This window comes from Cereibacter sphaeroides 2.4.1 (genome assembly GCF_000012905.2).
Lineage (GTDB): Bacteria > Pseudomonadota > Alphaproteobacteria > Rhodobacterales > Rhodobacteraceae > Cereibacter_A > Cereibacter_A sphaeroides.
The window spans coordinates 2,032,805-2,048,297 of the sequence record NC_007493.2; the positions used below are offsets into that span (position 1 = coordinate 2,032,805).

The 15,493-nt window shown below is 69.4% G+C and carries 20 protein-coding genes; 8 read left to right on the top strand and 12 right to left on the bottom strand.

Annotated features, from left to right (window positions below; translation table 11 throughout):
• Positions 1-14 precede the first annotated feature (14 nt).
• From ureG to ureE, 3 genes are read right to left on the bottom strand one after another with little or no spacing between them, the layout of a single operon-like run.
• Positions 15-638, bottom strand: coding sequence for an urease accessory protein UreG (gene ureG / locus RSP_RS09800; protein ID WP_011338135.1), 624 nt, complete (start codon positions 636-638; stop codon positions 15-17).
• Positions 635-1,267: an urease accessory protein UreF gene (locus RSP_RS09805; RefSeq protein ID WP_011338136.1), complete on the bottom strand. Its 633-nt coding sequence runs from the start codon at positions 1,265-1,267 to the stop codon at positions 635-637. The genes ureG and RSP_RS09805 overlap by 4 nt, the downstream gene beginning before the upstream one ends.
• Positions 1,264-1,812 carry an urease accessory protein UreE gene (ureE, locus tag RSP_RS09810; protein WP_002720469.1) on the bottom strand — a complete coding sequence of 183 codons (549 nt, stop codon included), beginning with the start codon at positions 1,810-1,812 and terminating at the stop codon, positions 1,264-1,266. The genes RSP_RS09805 and ureE overlap by 4 nt, the downstream gene beginning before the upstream one ends.
• 88 nt (positions 1,813-1,900) lie before the next feature.
• On the opposite strand from ureE, the gene RSP_RS09815 reads away from it, so the two are divergent.
• Positions 1,901-2,212 carry a hypothetical protein gene (locus tag RSP_RS09815; protein ID WP_017140265.1) on the top strand — a complete coding sequence of 104 codons (312 nt, stop codon included), beginning with the start codon at positions 1,901-1,903 and terminating at the stop codon, positions 2,210-2,212.
• A 17-nt stretch (positions 2,213-2,229) separates the two neighbouring features.
• On the opposite strand, the gene ureC is transcribed toward RSP_RS09815, so the two are convergent.
• The gene (ureC, locus tag RSP_RS09820) at positions 2,230-3,936 is read right to left on the bottom strand and encodes an urease subunit alpha (RefSeq protein WP_011338138.1); all 1,707 of its coding nucleotides are present in this window, start codon (positions 3,934-3,936) and stop codon (positions 2,230-2,232) included.
• Between the two features lie 159 nt (positions 3,937-4,095).
• On the opposite strand from ureC, the gene RSP_RS09825 reads away from it, so the two are divergent.
• Complete coding sequence (locus RSP_RS09825; RefSeq protein WP_011338139.1) at positions 4,096-4,968, top strand: c-type cytochrome; 873 nt, start codon at positions 4,096-4,098, stop codon at positions 4,966-4,968.
• Positions 4,969-5,023: 55 nt separating this feature from the next.
• On the opposite strand, the gene RSP_RS09830 is transcribed toward RSP_RS09825, so the two are convergent.
• Genes RSP_RS09830 through RSP_RS09845 form a run of 4 tightly spaced genes read right to left on the bottom strand, consistent with a single transcriptional unit; the run spans position 5,024 to position 6,863 of the window.
• Positions 5,024-5,341: an Antifreeze protein, type I gene (locus RSP_RS09830; protein WP_002720473.1), complete on the bottom strand. Its 318-nt coding sequence runs from the start codon at positions 5,339-5,341 to the stop codon at positions 5,024-5,026.
• Positions 5,342-5,365: 24 nt separating this feature from the next.
• Complete coding sequence (locus tag RSP_RS09835) at positions 5,366-5,671, bottom strand: urease subunit beta (RefSeq protein ID WP_002720474.1); 306 nt, start codon at positions 5,669-5,671, stop codon at positions 5,366-5,368.
• A gap of 50 nt (positions 5,672-5,721) precedes the next feature.
• Positions 5,722-6,024, bottom strand: a complete 303-nt coding sequence (locus tag RSP_RS09840; protein WP_002720475.1) for an urease subunit gamma — start codon at positions 6,022-6,024, stop codon at positions 5,722-5,724.
• 11 nt (positions 6,025-6,035) lie between these two features.
• Positions 6,036-6,863 carry an urease accessory protein UreD gene (locus RSP_RS09845; protein WP_011338140.1) on the bottom strand — a complete coding sequence of 276 codons (828 nt, stop codon included), beginning with the start codon at positions 6,861-6,863 and terminating at the stop codon, positions 6,036-6,038.
• A 204-nt stretch (positions 6,864-7,067) separates the two neighbouring features.
• On the opposite strand from RSP_RS09845, the gene RSP_RS09850 reads away from it, so the two are divergent.
• From RSP_RS09850 to RSP_RS09875, 6 genes are all read left to right on the top strand, one after another.
• On the top strand, positions 7,068-8,105 hold the full coding sequence (locus RSP_RS09850; protein ID WP_017140266.1) for a phosphotransferase: 1,038 nt from the start codon (positions 7,068-7,070) through the stop codon (positions 8,103-8,105).
• Positions 8,106-8,139: 34 nt separating this feature from the next.
• Positions 8,140-9,450 (top strand): aspartate aminotransferase family protein, encoded by a 1,311-nt coding sequence (locus RSP_RS09855; protein ID WP_011338142.1) that lies wholly within the window; start codon positions 8,140-8,142, stop codon positions 9,448-9,450.
• Positions 9,451-9,877: 427 nt separating this feature from the next.
• The gene (gene pufB, locus RSP_RS09860) at positions 9,878-10,033 is read left to right on the top strand and encodes a light-harvesting antenna LH1, beta subunit (protein WP_002720479.1); all 156 of its coding nucleotides are present in this window, start codon (positions 9,878-9,880) and stop codon (positions 10,031-10,033) included.
• Between the two features lie 15 nt (positions 10,034-10,048).
• The gene (locus tag RSP_RS09865) at positions 10,049-10,213 is read left to right on the top strand and encodes a light-harvesting protein (RefSeq protein ID WP_002720480.1); all 165 of its coding nucleotides are present in this window, start codon (positions 10,049-10,051) and stop codon (positions 10,211-10,213) included.
• Between the two features lie 194 nt (positions 10,214-10,407).
• The gene (gene pucC, locus RSP_RS09870) at positions 10,408-11,787 is read left to right on the top strand and encodes a light-harvesting complexes assembly protein PucC (RefSeq protein WP_002720481.1); all 1,380 of its coding nucleotides are present in this window, start codon (positions 10,408-10,410) and stop codon (positions 11,785-11,787) included.
• A 397-nt stretch (positions 11,788-12,184) separates the two neighbouring features.
• Positions 12,185-12,928, top strand: coding sequence for a LuxR C-terminal-related transcriptional regulator (locus tag RSP_RS09875; protein WP_017140267.1), 744 nt, complete (start codon positions 12,185-12,187; stop codon positions 12,926-12,928).
• A 49-nt stretch (positions 12,929-12,977) separates the two neighbouring features.
• Here RSP_RS09875 and hemN read toward each other — a convergent pair whose 3' ends face one another.
• From hemN to RSP_RS09895, 4 genes are all read right to left on the bottom strand, one after another.
• On the bottom strand, positions 12,978-14,336 hold the full coding sequence (gene hemN / locus RSP_RS09880; RefSeq protein WP_011338144.1) for an oxygen-independent coproporphyrinogen III oxidase: 1,359 nt from the start codon (positions 14,334-14,336) through the stop codon (positions 12,978-12,980).
• Between the two features lie 73 nt (positions 14,337-14,409).
• Positions 14,410-15,105 carry an NnrU family protein gene (locus RSP_RS09885; protein WP_011338145.1) on the bottom strand — a complete coding sequence of 232 codons (696 nt, stop codon included), beginning with the start codon at positions 15,103-15,105 and terminating at the stop codon, positions 14,410-14,412.
• Positions 15,102-15,323 (bottom strand): NnrT family protein, required for expression of nitric oxide and nitrite reductase (Nir and Nor), encoded by a 222-nt coding sequence (locus tag RSP_RS09890; RefSeq protein WP_009565642.1) that lies wholly within the window; start codon positions 15,321-15,323, stop codon positions 15,102-15,104. The genes RSP_RS09885 and RSP_RS09890 overlap by 4 nt, the downstream gene beginning before the upstream one ends.
• Positions 15,320-15,493, bottom strand: coding sequence for a hypothetical protein (locus tag RSP_RS09895; protein ID WP_011338146.1), 174 nt, complete (start codon positions 15,491-15,493; stop codon positions 15,320-15,322). Before RSP_RS09895 ends, RSP_RS09890 begins: the two co-directional genes overlap by 4 nt.

Consider the following 15,493-nt stretch of genomic DNA (forward strand, 5'->3'; position numbering starts at 1 on the left):
AAGGCGCCGCCTGCTCAATCCTGCGGCAGGAGCTGCAGCCCGCCTTCGCGTTCGAGGAAGGCTACGATCGCCTCGACGCCGACCCCCGCCCGCATTCGCGCCATGACATAGGGCCTTTGGCCGCGGGCGGCCTGTGTGTCGGCCTCGAGCCGGGCCAGATCCACGCCGACATGGGGCGCGAGATCGATCTTGTTCACGACCAGCAGATCCGAGCGCGCAAGGCCCGGGCCGCGTTTTCGCGGAATGTCCTGTCCGGCGGCCGTGTCGATCACATAGATGGTAAGGTCCGCGAGCTCGGGGCTGAAGGTCGCGGCCAGATTGTCGCCGCCCGATTCGATCAGGATCAGGTCGAGGTCCGGGAAGGTGCGGCGCAGGTCGGCCACGGCGGCGAGGTTGATCGAGGCATCCTCGCGGATGGCCGTGTGGGGGCAGCCCCCCGTCTCGACGCCGCGGATCCGCTCTGCGGGCAGCACCTGCGCGCGCATCAGCGCCTCGGCATCCTCGCGGGTGTAGATGTCGTTGGTGATGACCGCCATCGAGCAGCGATGCGCGAGCGCCGCGCAGAGCTTTTCGGTCAGGGTCGTCTTGCCGGCGCCCACCGGGCCGCCGATCCCCACGCGCAGGGGTCCATGGCTCATGTCTTGAAGATCCTCACTTCCTGGGTTTCGTGCCGCATCGCCGCCAGATCGCCGCGCAGCGCCGCGCTGCCGAGGGCGTCGAGCGGCGCCTCGGCACTCTCGGCCGCGATCTCCCCGATCCGCGGATGCAGCGCGGCCAGCGTGGCCTGCCCCTCGGTCTGGCCCAATGGCACGAAGCGCACCGCGGCCGATACGAGGTTCGCGGCGAAGGCATGGAGCATCAGCGCCAGCACCTCCGCCACCGGCAGCCCGAGCGGGGCCGCCGCCTGCCCCAGCGCCACCGGCAGCGGCCGCGGCGGCAGGTCGCGCCCGGTGAGCGCCGCCACCGTGGCCGCGAAGGCCGCGCCCTGCTCCTCGGTCTCGCGCAGACGCTCGGCCGCGGGGGCCAGCGCGCGGGCCAGATCCGAGAGCGCCCCGGGATCGTGCCCCCTCAGCGCGTGGGCGAGCAGGATCGCATCCGTCCGCCCCGCGCCGAAGGCCAGCACATCGGCGATCCAGCGGCGGGCCGAGGCCGCATCCCGCACCTCGCCCTCCGAGATCGCCCATTCGAGCCCGTGCGAATAGGCGAAGGCTCCCGTCGGGAAGGCCGGCGAGAGCCACTGGACGAGGCTGAGGAGCGCCGCACTCATGCCGGATCGGCGTCGGGCGTCTCGTCCTCGTCGGGCTTGTGCGAGATATGCACATGGACATGCGGATGGTCGTGCCCATGGCCCTGCGCCGGCCCATGATCGTGGCCCAGAGTGCGCCCGTGGCCGTAGGCCCCGCCCTCGGGGCGGAAGGGCTCGGTGCGCGGCTCAAGCGTGAGGCCCAGACCGCGCAGCATCTCCTCGAGCACATGGTCGCGGCGGATCACCAGCCTGTCGGCCTCAATCTGGCAGGGCGTGTGCCGGTTGCCGATGTGCCAGGCCGCGCGCAGGATCGGGCCAGTGACGGCCACCACCTCCTCCTCGGCCGCGCGCACCTCGACGAGGCGGCCGTCGGCCAGTTCGAAGGCGCAGCCCTCGTCGAGGCTGGTGGTCTCGGCGAGGTCCACGAGGAAGCCGTCCCCCGCCTCGGTCTCGAGCCGCTTGCGGCGCAGGAAGCGCTCGTCATAGCCCAGCCGCACGCAGCCCGCGGCCGGACCCGTCCATTCGCCCTGTTTCAGAAGCCGGCGGGCTTGGGGAAGCTCGGTCATCGAAGGTCCTTTCTCTGCTCCGGCATCAGCGATTCGTTAAGGGAGGGCCGGATATGTCTCATGGAACAGAGTGGCAACGGGGGCAGAGATGCACAAGGCGGACGCGGCGAACCCGGCGGACGAACTGGCCGAGGTACGGGCGGCCATCGCCCGGCTCCGGCTGCGCGAGGCACGGCTGTGCGCAACCATCCTTGCCGCGCCGGACACCGGCCTCGAAGGCCGCCATTTCCGCGCCGAAGTGGCCGAGCGGCGGTTCCGCCTGTTCGATGCCGCCCGCCTGCCGGAAACGGTCCTCGCAGACCCCCGCTACTGGAGCGAGAGCGTGACGCAGGAGGTGCGCTGCCTGCCCGCGGCAGCCGCAACGCCACCGCGCCCGAGGCGGCTGCGGATCGTGCATTGAGGCGGGCGTCGGCCACATCAGTACAGGAAATAGCGTTGCGCAAGCGGCAGTTCCGCCAGCGGCTGGCAGGTGAGAAGCTCGCCGTCGGCACGCACCTCGTAGGTCTCGGGATTGACCTCGATGGAAGGTCGGTGCGCGTTGAGCTTCATGTCGGCCTTTCCGATGTCGCGCGTTCCCTGCACTGCGAGGGTTCCCTTCTGCAGCCGCAGTCGCTCGCCCACCCCGTCCTCCTCCGCCGCCTGCGAGACGAAGGTGACGGCCGAGGCATGCAGCGCGCCGCCGAAGGCGCCGAACATCGGGCGGGAATAGTAGGGCTGCGCGGGGATCGAGCCGTTCGGATCGCCCATCTGCGCGCAGACGATCATGCCGCCCAGCAGGACGAGATCGGGCTTCGCCCCGAAGAAGGCGGGCTGCCAGAGCACGAGGTCGGCCCGCTTGCCCTCCTCGACCGAGCCGATGTGGCGCGAGAGCCCATGCGCGATGGCCGGATTGATCGTGTATTTCGCGATGTAGCGCCGGACGCGCTGGTTGTCGTTGGCGCCCGTCTCCTCGGCCAGCCGCCCGCGCTGCACCTTCATCTTGTGCGCGGTCTGCCAGGTGCGGGTGATGACCTCGCCCACCCGCCCCATCGCCTGACTGTCCGAGGAGATCACCGAGAAGGCACCCATGTCGTGCAGGATATCCTCGGCGGCGATGGTCTCCTTGCGGATGCGGCTCTCGGCGAAGGCCACATCCTCGGGGATCGAGCGGTCGAGATGGTGGCAGACCATCAGCATGTCGAGATGCTCCTCCACCGTATTGGCGGTGTAGGGCATGGTGGGATTGGTCGAGGACGGGATGACGTTCGCGGCGCCCACCACCTTGATGATGTCGGGCGCATGGCCGCCGCCCGCACCCTCGGTGTGGAACGCATGGATCGTGCGCCCGCCGATGGCGGCCAGCGTGTTCTCGACGAAGCCGCTCTCGTTCAGCGTGTCGGTGTGGATCATCACCTGCACATCCATGCGGTCGGCGACCGACAGGCAGCAGTCGATGGCCGCAGGCGTGGTGCCCCAGTCCTCGTGCAGCTTCAGGCACGAGGCGCCCGCGCGGACCTGCTCCTCGAGCCCGGCGGGCAGGCTGGCATTGCCCTTGCCCGCGAAGGCGAGGTTGATCGGGAAGGCGTCGGCCGCCTGCAGCATCCGCCCGATGTGCCAGGGCCCCGGCGTGCAGGTGGTGGCGAGCGTGCCATGGGCCGGGCCCGTCCCGCCGCCCAGCATGGTGGTGATGCCGGAATGGAGCGAATCCTCGATCTGCTGCGGGCAGATGAAATGGATATGCGCGTCCATGCCGCCCGCGGTCAGGATTCGCCCCTCGCCCGCGATGATCTCGGTGCCGGGCCCGATCACGATGTCCACCCCGGGCTGGGTGTCCGGGTTGCCGGCCTTGCCGATCTTCGCGATCCGCCCGTCGCGGAGGCCCACGTCCGCCTTGTAGATCCCGGTCCAGTCCACGATCAGCGCATTGGTGATGACCGTGTCCATCGCCCCCTCGGCCCGGGTGCGCTGGCTCTGGCCCATACCGTCGCGGATGACCTTGCCGCCGCCGAACTTCACCTCCTCGCCATAGGTGGTCAGGTCGCGCTCGACCTCGATGACGAGCTCGGTGTCGCCCAGCCGCAGCCGGTCGCCGGTGGTGGGGCCGAACATGGACGCATAGGTCGAACGGGAGATGGAAGCAGGCATGAACCCTCCTTAGCGGTAGCGGGGGTGAGGCGGGCTCGCCCCATGCGGCGAATTGACACAAGGGCAGGTGCGGCGCGATACACCCGCGTCCCGGGTGCGCAGCGGCCCATTCTCGCCGCTGCGGGGAGAAACCCGGACATATTTTGAACAAGGGATAGGATGATGAAGCGGCACGCTCTTGTGCGCGGGATTATTCCCGTTCTTGCCTGTTGCGCCGGTATGGCAACCGCAGGCCCCACGGTCGAGAGGGGCGCCTATCTGGTGCGCGGTCCCGCGGGCTGCGGCAACTGCCACACGCCGCTCGGGCCCGAGGGGCCGGTCATGGCCCGGGAACTGGCGGGCCGGCTGGTGGACGACAACCCGGCCTTCACGGCGGTCGGCCCCAATCTGACCCCCGCCGGCCGGATCGCGGACTGGAGCGACGCAGAGCTTGCCCGCGCGATCCGCGAAGGCCTGCGCCCCGACGGCAGCCTGATCGGGCCGCCGATGCCCTTTTCCATGTATCGCGGCCTCTCCGACGAGGATCTGGGCTCGATCGTGATGTTCCTGCGGACGCTGGCGCCGGTCGAGAACGAACTCCCCGGCTCGGTCTACCGCATCCCCCTGCCCCCGGACTACGGGCCGCCGGTCGACCATGTCGAGGCGCCTCCGCGCGGCGTGACGGTTGCCTACGGGGCCTATCTCGCGGGCCCGGTCGCACACTGCATGGAGTGCCACACGCCGATGGGCCCGACGGGACCGAAGATCGACACCGACCTCGGCCGCGGCGGGTTCGAATTCCGCGGCCCATGGGGCACGTCGATTGCGGCGAACCTCACCAGCCATCCCGATGGCCTCGCCGATTACAGCGACGCCGAGATTGCCACGATGATCACCAAGGGTGTCCATGCCAACGGCACGGCGATGCTGCCGCCCATGCCCTACGGCTATCTCGCGGGCATGACGGAGGAGGATCTCGCCGCCGTGATCCTCTATCTGCGGAGCCTGCCGCCCCTGCCCGACGAGGGTGCTGAACAGTCTGCCGCCCAGTGAGGCAGGGCCGTCGCAGGCAGGCCCCTTCGCGTGGCGGCAGACCGGGCGCGTCACGTCAGGCCTTCGGTCGTTTCGCCGCGCGGGTCAGCCGCGCGGCATTCGCGCGGGTCCGGCGCCGGATCGGTTGCAGCGCGGCCGCGGCCACCTCGTCGGGGCGCTTGCCCTGCATGGCCGCCGCCGTGGCCGCCTGCGCGGCCTGAGCGAAGGCCACGCTCTTCTCGGTCACCATCCGCTGGTTCTCGAGCGGATGCGGCGTCAGCACGCCCATCATCCCCAGGGTGCGCAGCGTCATGACCGTCTGCGCCTCCGCGACCATGAGGCCGGTCTGCCAGTAAAGCGCCATGAGGCTGGTGAAGGGCAAGGCGAGCGGCATGTCTGTCTCCTGTTGTCGAGGCCGCTACAGCTTGCCCATGATCCGGCCGTTGAAGCCATAGACTTCGCGGGAGCCGGCATAGGACACAAGTCTCACTTCGCGAGTCTGACCCGGCTCGAATCGCACGGCGGTTCCGGCGGGAATGTCGAGACGCATCCCGCGCGCCGCCTCACGATCGAACTCGAGTGCGGGGTTCGTCTCCGCGAAATGGTAGTGCGAGCCTACCTGCACCGGCCGGTCGCCGGCATTGGAGACAACGAGCGTGATCTGCGCCCGTTCCGCGTTCAACAGGATCTCGCCCTCGGCGGGAAAGAGTTCTCCGGGGATCATGCGGCGGGCTCCTTGGGGGGATGGCGAAAATGCACTGGCTTTGCAGGTTCCTAGCGGATCGGATGATGGACCGTGACGAGCTTTGTTCCGTCGGGGAAGGTCGCCTCGACCTGCACCGAATGGAGCATCTCGGGCACGCCCTCCATGCAGTTTTCGGCCCGCACCACATGGGCACCCGCCTGCATGAGATCAGCCACCGAGCGGCCCTCGCGGGCGCCCTCGACCACGAAGTCCGAGATCAGCGCCACCGCCTCGGGATGGTTCAACTTCACCCCGCGCTCAAGCCGGCCCCGCGCTACGATGGCCGCGAGGCTGATGAGAAGCTTGTCCTTCTCTCTGGGTGTCAGGTTCATGTCGCTCCCTCTCAGACCTGCCAGACGCGCGGCAGCGCCCGGCCCCGAAGGACCGTCAGCAGCCGCGCGACCTGCCTGCGCAGCGGCCAGCCGTCGGCGGCCAGCAGTCGCAGCACCAGTTTCCCGTCAAAGGCCGAGGCCGCGGCCTCGACTCCCGCCTCGCCCAGGGCGGCACGCGCGGGCCCGAGCGCATCCTCGGCGCCGGGACCGACCATGGCCAGAGTGGCCAGCGCGCGGGCCCCGCCCAGCATTGCCGCGCCGCCCGCGGCGGCCAGCGCCCGGTCGTCGAGGGCCAGCGGCTCGACGACGACCGGCTTGCCGCCGCGCAGGATGCTCCGCCGGTCGCGGAAGGCGAGCCGGCTCAGCGTCTCGCCCATCGCGGCGCGCCCCAGCACCACCGATTCCACCATGAGGCAGCCCGCCCCCGGCGCAAGCGAGATCTGCGTTTCGCGCTCGAGCGCGGCGCCCTCGAACAGGATCGTCTCCTGCGGCAACCAGTCGAGCCAGCCGTCGCGGCCCACCTCATGCAGGACCTCGACCCGCGCGGCGCCCGCCCCCGCGGCATAGGCCCGCTCGGCCGTCTGGGTCGTCGCTGTCGCGCGGCATCCCTCGCCCACCTCCAGCCGGTAGGAGAGCCGGTCGCCCCCGGTCAGCCCGCCCGACGTATTGAGAAAGACGACCTCGGGCACGTCCCCCTCCACCCGCGGCAGAAAGGCCTTGGCCGAGCCGCGCTGCGCCAGATCGCGGAGCCGCACCGCACCGCGCGACCGGGCGAGCGTCACCAGCGCATGGCCGTCGCTGCGCTCGAGCCGCGCGGAAAGAGGGGTCAGGGCGTTCATCCTGTGCGCATCGGATCATCCTGCCGCCGCCGCAGCAATCGGCCCGGCCTGCGTGCGGAAGGGCCGTGGACGGGCACGCCTCCCGCGCGCACGTTTCGAGGGCGCCTCGCTCAAGGATCGGGCAGGGTGAAAACTTCCCGCGAGTGCTTTTCTTCCGCGGGCGGCTCGCCCATGATCCGCGCGACATCTGCGAGGAGCCCACCCGTGCCCCAGTCCGCCCTGCCGATCGGCTCCCTCCTGAGCGCACCGCGCCCAGCCTTTACCGAGACCGAGGCCCAAGGGCTCGCGCGCACCCATTTCGGGCTGGACGGCACGGCCCTGCCCCTCACCTCGGAGCGCGACCAGAACTTCCGGCTCGCGACGCCCCGAGGGGCGTTCGTGCTGAAGATCGCCAATGCCGCCGAACCGCGCGGCGTGACCGAATGCCAGACGCTGGCGCTCCTGCATCTGGAGGCGGTGGCGCCGGGACTGCCGGTCCCGCGGGTGATCCGCACGCGGGAGGGCGCTCCCTGGACGGAACTGGCCGGCGGCAATCTCCTGCGGCTCCTGACCTGGGTCGAGGGCGAGCCGCTCTGGCGCGCGCGGCGCGGGGCGGCGCAGCGGCGGGCGGTGGGGCTCTGCCTCGGCGGCATCGCCGCGGCGCTGGCCGATTTCTCGCATCCCTCTGCCGATCACGAACTCCTGTGGGACATCCGTCATGCGGCCCGGCTTCGGGCGCTGCTGCCCGCTATTCCCGATGCGCGAACGGCGGTGCTGGCCGAGCGGGTGCTGGACCGGTTCGAGACGGCGGTTGCGCCCCGGCTGGCGGATCTGCCCTGGCAGGTCGTTCACAACGACATGAACCCGCACAACATCATGGTCGATCCGGCGAATGCCGACCGGGTCGCGGGCGTGATCGACTTCGGCGACCTCGTGCGCACGGCCCGCGTCTGCGATCTGGCCGTGGCGGGCTCCTATCAGGTGGATCCGGGCGATCCGGCGGGAACGCTCGCCGATCTGGTGGCGGGCTATCACGCGGCGAACCCGCTCCGGCCGGAAGAGGTGGAGCTGCTGCCCGACCTCGTCGCGGCGCGCATGGTGACGACCATCGCCATCGCCTCGGCGCGCGCGGCCCAGCAGCCGGACAATGCGCCCTACATCCTGCGCAACCTGCCCGCGTCGGCCGCGGGCCTCGAGGCACTGACGGCGCTTGCGCCCGGCGCGGCGGCGGCGGCGCTCCTGCGCGCGACGGAGGCCGCGTGAGCGCAAGATCCCTGCCCCCACGAGGAGCCCGCCCATGAACCGCGATGCCATGCCGAACGCCTTCCGCCCCGGCGCGGTGGACCTGCCCCCGCGTGAGGCGGACCTGGTCGCCCGGCGGCAGGCGCTTCTGGGGCCGGCCTACCGGCTCTTTTACGAGCGGCCCCTCCATATCGTGCGCGGCGAGGGCGTCTGGCTCTACGACGCGGACGGCACCGCCTATCTCGATGCCTACAACAACGTGGCCTCGCTCGGCCATTGCCATCCCCGGGTGGTCGATGCGGTGGCGCGGCAGGCGGGGCAACTGGCGACCCACACGCGCTATCTGCATGAGGGCGTGCTGGAGCTGGCCGAGCGGCTGCTGGCGACCCTGCCCACCGAGCTCGGGCACGCGATGTTCACCTGCACCGGGTCGGAGGCGAACGACCTGGCCCTGCGGCTCGCCTTCGCCGCCACCGGCGGCACGGGTGTGATCGTGACCGAGAACGCCTATCACGGGGTGACGATGGGCGTGGCGGCCCTCTCGCCCTCGCTGGGTCCGGGCGTGCCGCTCGGCGTCCATGTCCGCACCGTGCCTGCCCCCGACCAGGACAAGGGCGCCGATGTGACCTTCGGCGCGGCCGTGGCGGCGGCGGCCGCCGATCTGGCCCGCCACGGCATCCGGCCCGCGGCGCTGATCCTCGACACGGTCTTCTCCTCCGACGGGGTCTTCACCCACCCGACGGACACGCTCGCCCCGGCGGCGGCGGCGATCCGCGCGGCGGGCGGGCTCTTCATCGCCGACGAGGTGCAGCCCGGATTCGGCCGCACCGGCGAGGCGATGTGGGGCTTCCTGCGGCACGGGGTGGTGCCGGACATGGTCTCGATGGGCAAGCCCATGGGCAATGGCTATCCGGTGGCGGCCCTCGCCCTCCGCCCGGAGCTGGCCGAGCGGTTCGGGGCCGGGGCGCGCTACTTCAACACCTTCGGCGGCAATGCCGTGGCGGCGGCTGCGGCGCTCGCGGTGCTCGACACGCTGGAGGCGGAAGGGCTGCAGGCCCACGCCCTGAATGTGGGCGGGCAGTTCCGGGCGGATCTGAGCGCCCTGTCCGCCCGGGATCCGCGGCTGGGGGCCGTGCGCGGCGCGGGCCTCTTTCTCGGCGTCGAGGTGCTCGAGCCCGAGTCGCGCGCGCCCGATGCCCGGATGGCCGCGCGTATCGTGAACGGGCTGCGCGAGGCCCGCGTGCTGATCTCGGCCACCGGACCGCACGGCCATGTGCTGAAGATCCGCCCGCCGCTCGTCTTCTCGGACGCGAACGCGGCCTTCTTTCTCGAGCGGTTCGAGTCGGTGCTCGCGGCCCTGCGCTGAGCGGGGCGTACCGGGCAGAGGCCGCCAAGCCATCCTGAAATCTCGAAAAATCCCCGCAAGATGGGGTCCGGAAGGGCCGGGCGCAAGGCCTCGGACACCCTCGTTTTTGCAGCAGCGAGAGGCTGCGGGACGGCCCTGTGGGGCCGGGACAGGCAGCGTCAATTTCCCGCGCGCCTGCGGCAAAATTGTCCCTTTTCAAGCCGTTACGCAGGATTCCCGGCCGATCTGGCGGCCAATAAGTCGCACCCAAAACGGCCTTGTCAGCCAACACTGACATTGAATCTGTCAGCGCAATGTGACACCCATAATGCGAGCCGGGGCGGATCAGAAATCGCCGACAAGGTGATCCAGGTCTCTCCGGTCTCGTCGAAGCCCGCGTGCAGGCCCTACACGCAAACCGTCGATTTACCAGTTGGGAGACGACACAGTGACTGACGATCTGAACAAAGTCTGGCCGAGCGGCCTGACCGTTGCCGAAGCCGAAGAAGTTCATAAGCAACTCATCCTCGGCACCCGCGTCTTCGGTGGCATGGCGCTCATCGCGCACTTCCTCGCCGCCGCTGCGACCCCGTGGCTCGGCTGATAGGAGAAGACTGACATGACCAACGGCAAAATCTGGCTCGTGGTGAAACCGACCGTCGGCGTTCCGCTGTTCCTCAGCGCTGCCGTCATCGCCTCCGTCGTTATCCACGCTGCTGTGCTGACGACCACCACCTGGCTGCCCGCCTACTACCAAGGCTCGGCTGCGGTCGCGGCCGAGTAATGCTGCGCAAGGCGCGGGCCTGCGGGCCCACGCCAGCCAGTCCGTGAGTTCCGAGCAGGCCGGGATCCTTGGGTTCCGGCCTGCTCGTCACACCAGCGACGTGTTCCTGTCGCCTTGCCCGTTCGGGCTGTGTGCCTGAAGCCCGACATCCTTTCCAGTCGCGCAGTCTGCGCCTACCCCGGGATTCTTCACGCATGAGCCGAATTGCCGAACATCTGGTCCGCATCGGACCGCGGTTTCTGCCATTTGCCGACGCGGCCTCGGACCAGCTGCCCCTGCGCAAGCTGCTGCGCCTGTCGCTGTTTCAGGTCGCCGTGGGCATGGCCATCGTCCTGCTCGTCGGCACGCTGAACCGGGTGATGATCGTCGAGCTGAAGGTGCCCGCCTCGGTGGTGGGGATCATGATCTCGCTGCCGCTCCTGTTCGCGCCCTTCCGCGCGCTGATCGGGTTCAAGTCCGACACCCATGTCTCCGCACTCGGCTGGCGGCGCGTGCCCTGGATCTACCGCGGGACGCTGGCGCTGTGGGGCGGCTTCGCCATCATGCCCTTCGCGCTGATCGTGCTCGGCGGGCAGGGCTATGCCGAGGGCCAGCCCTTCTGGCTCGGCGTCTCCTCGGCCGCGCTCGCCTTCCTGATGGTGGGCGGCGGCGTGCACACGATCCAGACGGTGGGGCTTGCGCTGGCCACCGACCTCGCCCCGCGCGAGGACCAGCCGAAGGTCGTGGGCCTGATGTATGTGGTGCTGCTCATCAGCATGATCTTCGCCTCGATCGGCTTCGGCTGGCTGCTCGATCCCTATTATGACGCGCAGCTCATCAAGGTCATCTCGGGCGTCGCCGTCGCCGTGTTCTTCCTGAACATGATCGCCCTGTGGAAGATGGAGCCGCGCAACCGCGCCTTCACCGTGAAGCCCGAGAAGGAGCCCGAGTTCGGCGACCACTGGCGCGAGTTCATCAGCCGCGAGAACGCGCTCCACGGGCTGATCGTGATCGGGCTCGGCACGCTGGGCTTCGGCATGGCCGACGTGATCCTCGAGCCCTACGGCGGCGAGGTGCTCTCGATGACGGTGGCCGAGACGACCCGGCTGACCGCGACCTTCGCGGGGGGCGGGCTCGTGGGCTTCTGGCTGGCCTCGTGGGTGCTCGGCCGGGGCTTCGATCCCCTGCGGATGGCCTTCCTCGGCGCCGCCGCGGGGCTGCCGGGCTTCTTCGCCATCATGGGCGCGACCGAGATGACGAACGTCTGGGTCTTCCTCCTCGGCACGCTGGTGGTGGGGTTCGGCGGCGGGCTCTTCAGCCACGGGACGCTCACGGCCACGATGCGGCTGGCGCCGAAGGAGCAGGTGGGCCTTGCGCTCGGCGCCTGGGGTGCGGTGCAGGCCACGGCCGCGGGCGTGGCCATCGCGGGCGCAGGCGTGCTGCGCGACATCCTGCAGGCGATGCCGGATCTCTCCGGCTACGGTCCCGGCGCGCCCTACGTCGCGGTCTTCGCCCTCGAGGCAGGCTTCCTCTTCCTGACCATGATCGTGATCCTGCCTCTCTTGCGCTCGGCTCTCGCCGCCCGCCGCCTGTGACGAATCACCGGGCACGCCCTGCGTGCCCGCTTCCCGGAGGTGCAAAAGGCTACTCCTTTGGGGGTCTTTGAAATCTCAGCCTGCAGGTTCGCGCCCTCGGCGCCGCTTCGCCGCAGGGTTGAACCAGGACAACCCTGACGGCGAGATTCCGCGCACGTCCCCCACTCGCCGCCGAGGCGAAACCCTTGGTTAACACAACGTTAACAAGACCTTCCCTGCCCCGACTTGTCCACAACCTGACCATTTCGGCAGGGCACAGGGTAGCCTCCCCCTTTTTCCTGCTATAACAGACCTTTGCGGCATCATTGGCTGCATGCTAAAGTATGGAAATCGACAAAACTTTGAAGAGTAGGATTTAGCCGGGTTTGCGTCCCAAACACAAAGTGGACAGATTGTGATGAATCATTCGACCGACTCTTTTTCGAAATCTTTGAATACCCTAGGCAGCGACCTGCCTGCCACTGCTGCAGTCCGGCTCTCCGAACGTCGTGCCCTCGTGATGATCGACCCCCGTACGCTCGAGCGCGAATGCCTCGTGCGCTGCGTGGAACTCGCTCATCCGTCCATCCAGATCGTCGGGTTCGGCTCCTTCGAGGAGTGGCGCAGCCGCAGGGATCACCACGCCCATCAGGTGATCCTCTACAGCACGGGCAACCGGTCCGTGAGCGAGGTCTCCCGCGAGGTCGCCGCGCTCGTGACGGAAGCCGGTTCCTCGCCCGTCGTCGTCATCGGGGCGGCGAACGATCTGCGCGAGATGATCGCGGCCTTCGACTGCGGCGCGCGGAGCTACCTGCCCTCGTCGGTGGGGATCGACGATATCGTCGAGGCGAGCCGCCTTGCGACCTTCGACGGGATCTTCCTGCCGACCGCCAGTCTCACGGCGCTGCGCGGCGCCCTGCCCGACCGGGCAGAGCCGCAGATCGCCGTGGACGAGCATCTGACCGAGCGCCAGCGGGCCGTCTGCGACGCGCTCCGCCGGGGCAAGTCCAACAAGATCATCGCCGGAGAGCTCAATCTCTGCGAAAGCACGGTGAAGGTGCATATCCGCAACATCATGAAGAAGCTCGGGGCGAAGAACCGCACCGAAGCTGCCTTCAAGCTGAATTCCAGCATGTTCGCGGGAGAAGGTCGCCTCTCCTGAGCCGGAGCGGCGGATGCCCCGGCCCCCTCGGGGGCCGGGGCATTGCCTTTCACGAGGCCTGCGAGTAGCGGGCTTCCGGCGTCTCGTAGGCGTCGAACAGCCGCGCGATCATCCGCGCCAGCGCCCGGCCTTCCTTCGCAATCGACATCGAGCCGTCCGCGTCCACCGTGACGAAGGGCGTGAACTTCTCGGCCGCTTCGGCGATGCGCGGAACCATGGTCTCGGCCGGCTCGCCAAAGCGCGCGCGCAGCGCGGGCAGGTCGAGGAAGAAGTCGCACATGATCATCTCGATGGCGCGGCCGTGGAGGTAATCCTCCTCGGTCATGCGGTGGCCCCGGTAGCCGGGCAGCCGCCCCTCCTCGATCGACTTGATATAGGCGGCGGTGGCGGCCGTGTTCTGCAGATAGCCCTGCTCGAACTTCGAGATCGACGAGGCGCCGATGCCCAGAAGCGTCGGGCAGGTGTCGTCGGTGTAGCCCTGGAAGTTGCGGCGCAGCTTTCTGCTGCGGGCAGCCACCGCCATGCTGTCGTCGGGCAGCGCGAAATGGTCGATCCCGATGCGCTCGAACCCGCCTTCGGTGAAGAGCCGCGCCGCCAGATTGGCCAGCTCGTGCCGCTCGATGTCGGGGGGCAGCACGGTCTCGTCGATCAGCTTCTGGCGCTTGGCCATCCACGGCACATGGGCATAGCCGAAGATCGCCACGCGGTCGGGCCTCAGCGAGAGCACCTTGTCGATGGTGGCGGCAAGGCTCTCGCGGTTCTGGTGCGGCAGCCCGTAGACGAGGTCGGTGTTCAGCGAATGGACACCGTAGCGGCGCAGCGTCTCGACGCAGGCCTTGGTGTTCTCGAAGGGCTGCTCGCGCCCGATCGCATTCTGCACGATGTCGGTGAAGTCCTGGATGCCGATCGAGGCGCGGTTCATGCCCTCCTCGCTCAGCGCCCGGATCTTGGGCTCATCGACCATCATCGGATCGATCTCGACCGAGAATTCGTAGTCCTCGGCGAAGGGGATGACGGCCTTGATCGCCTGCGCGAGCTTGTGGATCAGCTCGGGCGACAGGATCGTGGGCGTGCCCCCGCCCCAGTGCAGCCGCCCGGCCTTCACGCCGGCGGGCAGGTGCTGCTTCACCAGCTCCAGCTCCTGCAGGAGCGTGCCCACATAGGCTTCGACCGGGGCCAGCGTCTGGGTCCCCTGCGTGCGGCAGGCGCAGAACCAGCAGAGCCGCTCGCAGAAGGGGACGTGGACATAGACCGAGATCGGCACGGCGGGATCGAGGGCTTCGATCGCCTGTGCCTGAAAGTCCGCTCCGACGGCGCCCGAGAAGACCGGCGCCGCAGGATAGCTCGTGTAGCGCGGCACGCGCGCATCGAAGAGTCCGAGACTCTGGAGGAGGGCGATGTTTGTCATGCTGAACCCAATAACGGTTCACGAGACATTAGACTTTGCGCAGGATCAAACGCCCCGGACAGGGTGTCGCAGGCTAGAGCGGCAGCGGCGACACACCCAGCAGGATCGGATGCAGCGCCAGCGCCGCGGCCCACAGCGCCACGACCGCCAGAAGCCGCGGGAAGAGGTGGTCCTCGTTCTGCTTCAGCCAGTGCGCATCGACCAGCGGGCGCAGCGAGAAGAGCGCGGTGGCCCCGAAGGCCGCGAGCGCCTCGTTGGGCGTCAGGGCCCGGCGGGCCCGGGCGTCGAACATCGGGATGGCCGCCAGCGAGAGGCCGAAGAAGGTGCCGAACAGGATGACATGCGCCAGATCGCCGTTCGGAAAAAGATGGGCCGCCGACCAGAGCATCAGCGCAATGAGCAGCGGGTGGCGCGTGATGGCCGCAAAGCCCGGCCGGTCGGGATCGAAAGCCGCGCTGCGCCGCCCGCCGAGGGTCCAGGGCCAGGGCAGCCCGATCCCCTGCACGACGAGGGTCCAGACCACGGGCGCCGACAAGTTCGGCACCCAGCGCGTGGCAGGCGTCTGCGGCCAGAGCTCCACGAACGGCGCCCGGCCTGCGGCGAGGATGAGCCAGCCCAGCACGAGGAGCGAGATCGTGCCGTAGAGGGCGAAATAGAGCCTGCGGCCCAGCAGCGCGATCAGCCGCTCGCGCACGCCGGGGCGCGCGGGCAGCAGGTGCGAGGCGAAGAAGGCCGCCAGCGCCGCCGCAAATTCCAGCCAGTCCGTCAAACCTGCGACTCCGCCTGTTCCATGAGCCGCACGATGTGGGCCGAGAAGAGGCGCGTAGCAGGCAGGCCGAGGGCGAGCCCGCCCAGCACCGACCATGCAGGCGGCAGGACCGGCAGTCCCACCCACGACAGGATCAGCGAGGCGAAGAACAGGTTCACCGCCGCAGCCCCCGCTCCGAACGGGTAGAGCAGGAGCGTGACCCGATTCCGGCGGGTCATCGGCGCTGCACCATCCATTGCACGGCGGCGAGCGCCGCCACGAAGCAGCCCGCGGCCACGGCGAACCAGACTTCCGCCGTGGCGGTCTGAGCAGCCGGGGTCGGCGGCTCGAAGGTCGCGGCCAAGGCAATCCCGGGCACGAGGATCAGGAAGGGCAGCAGCAGTCGCAT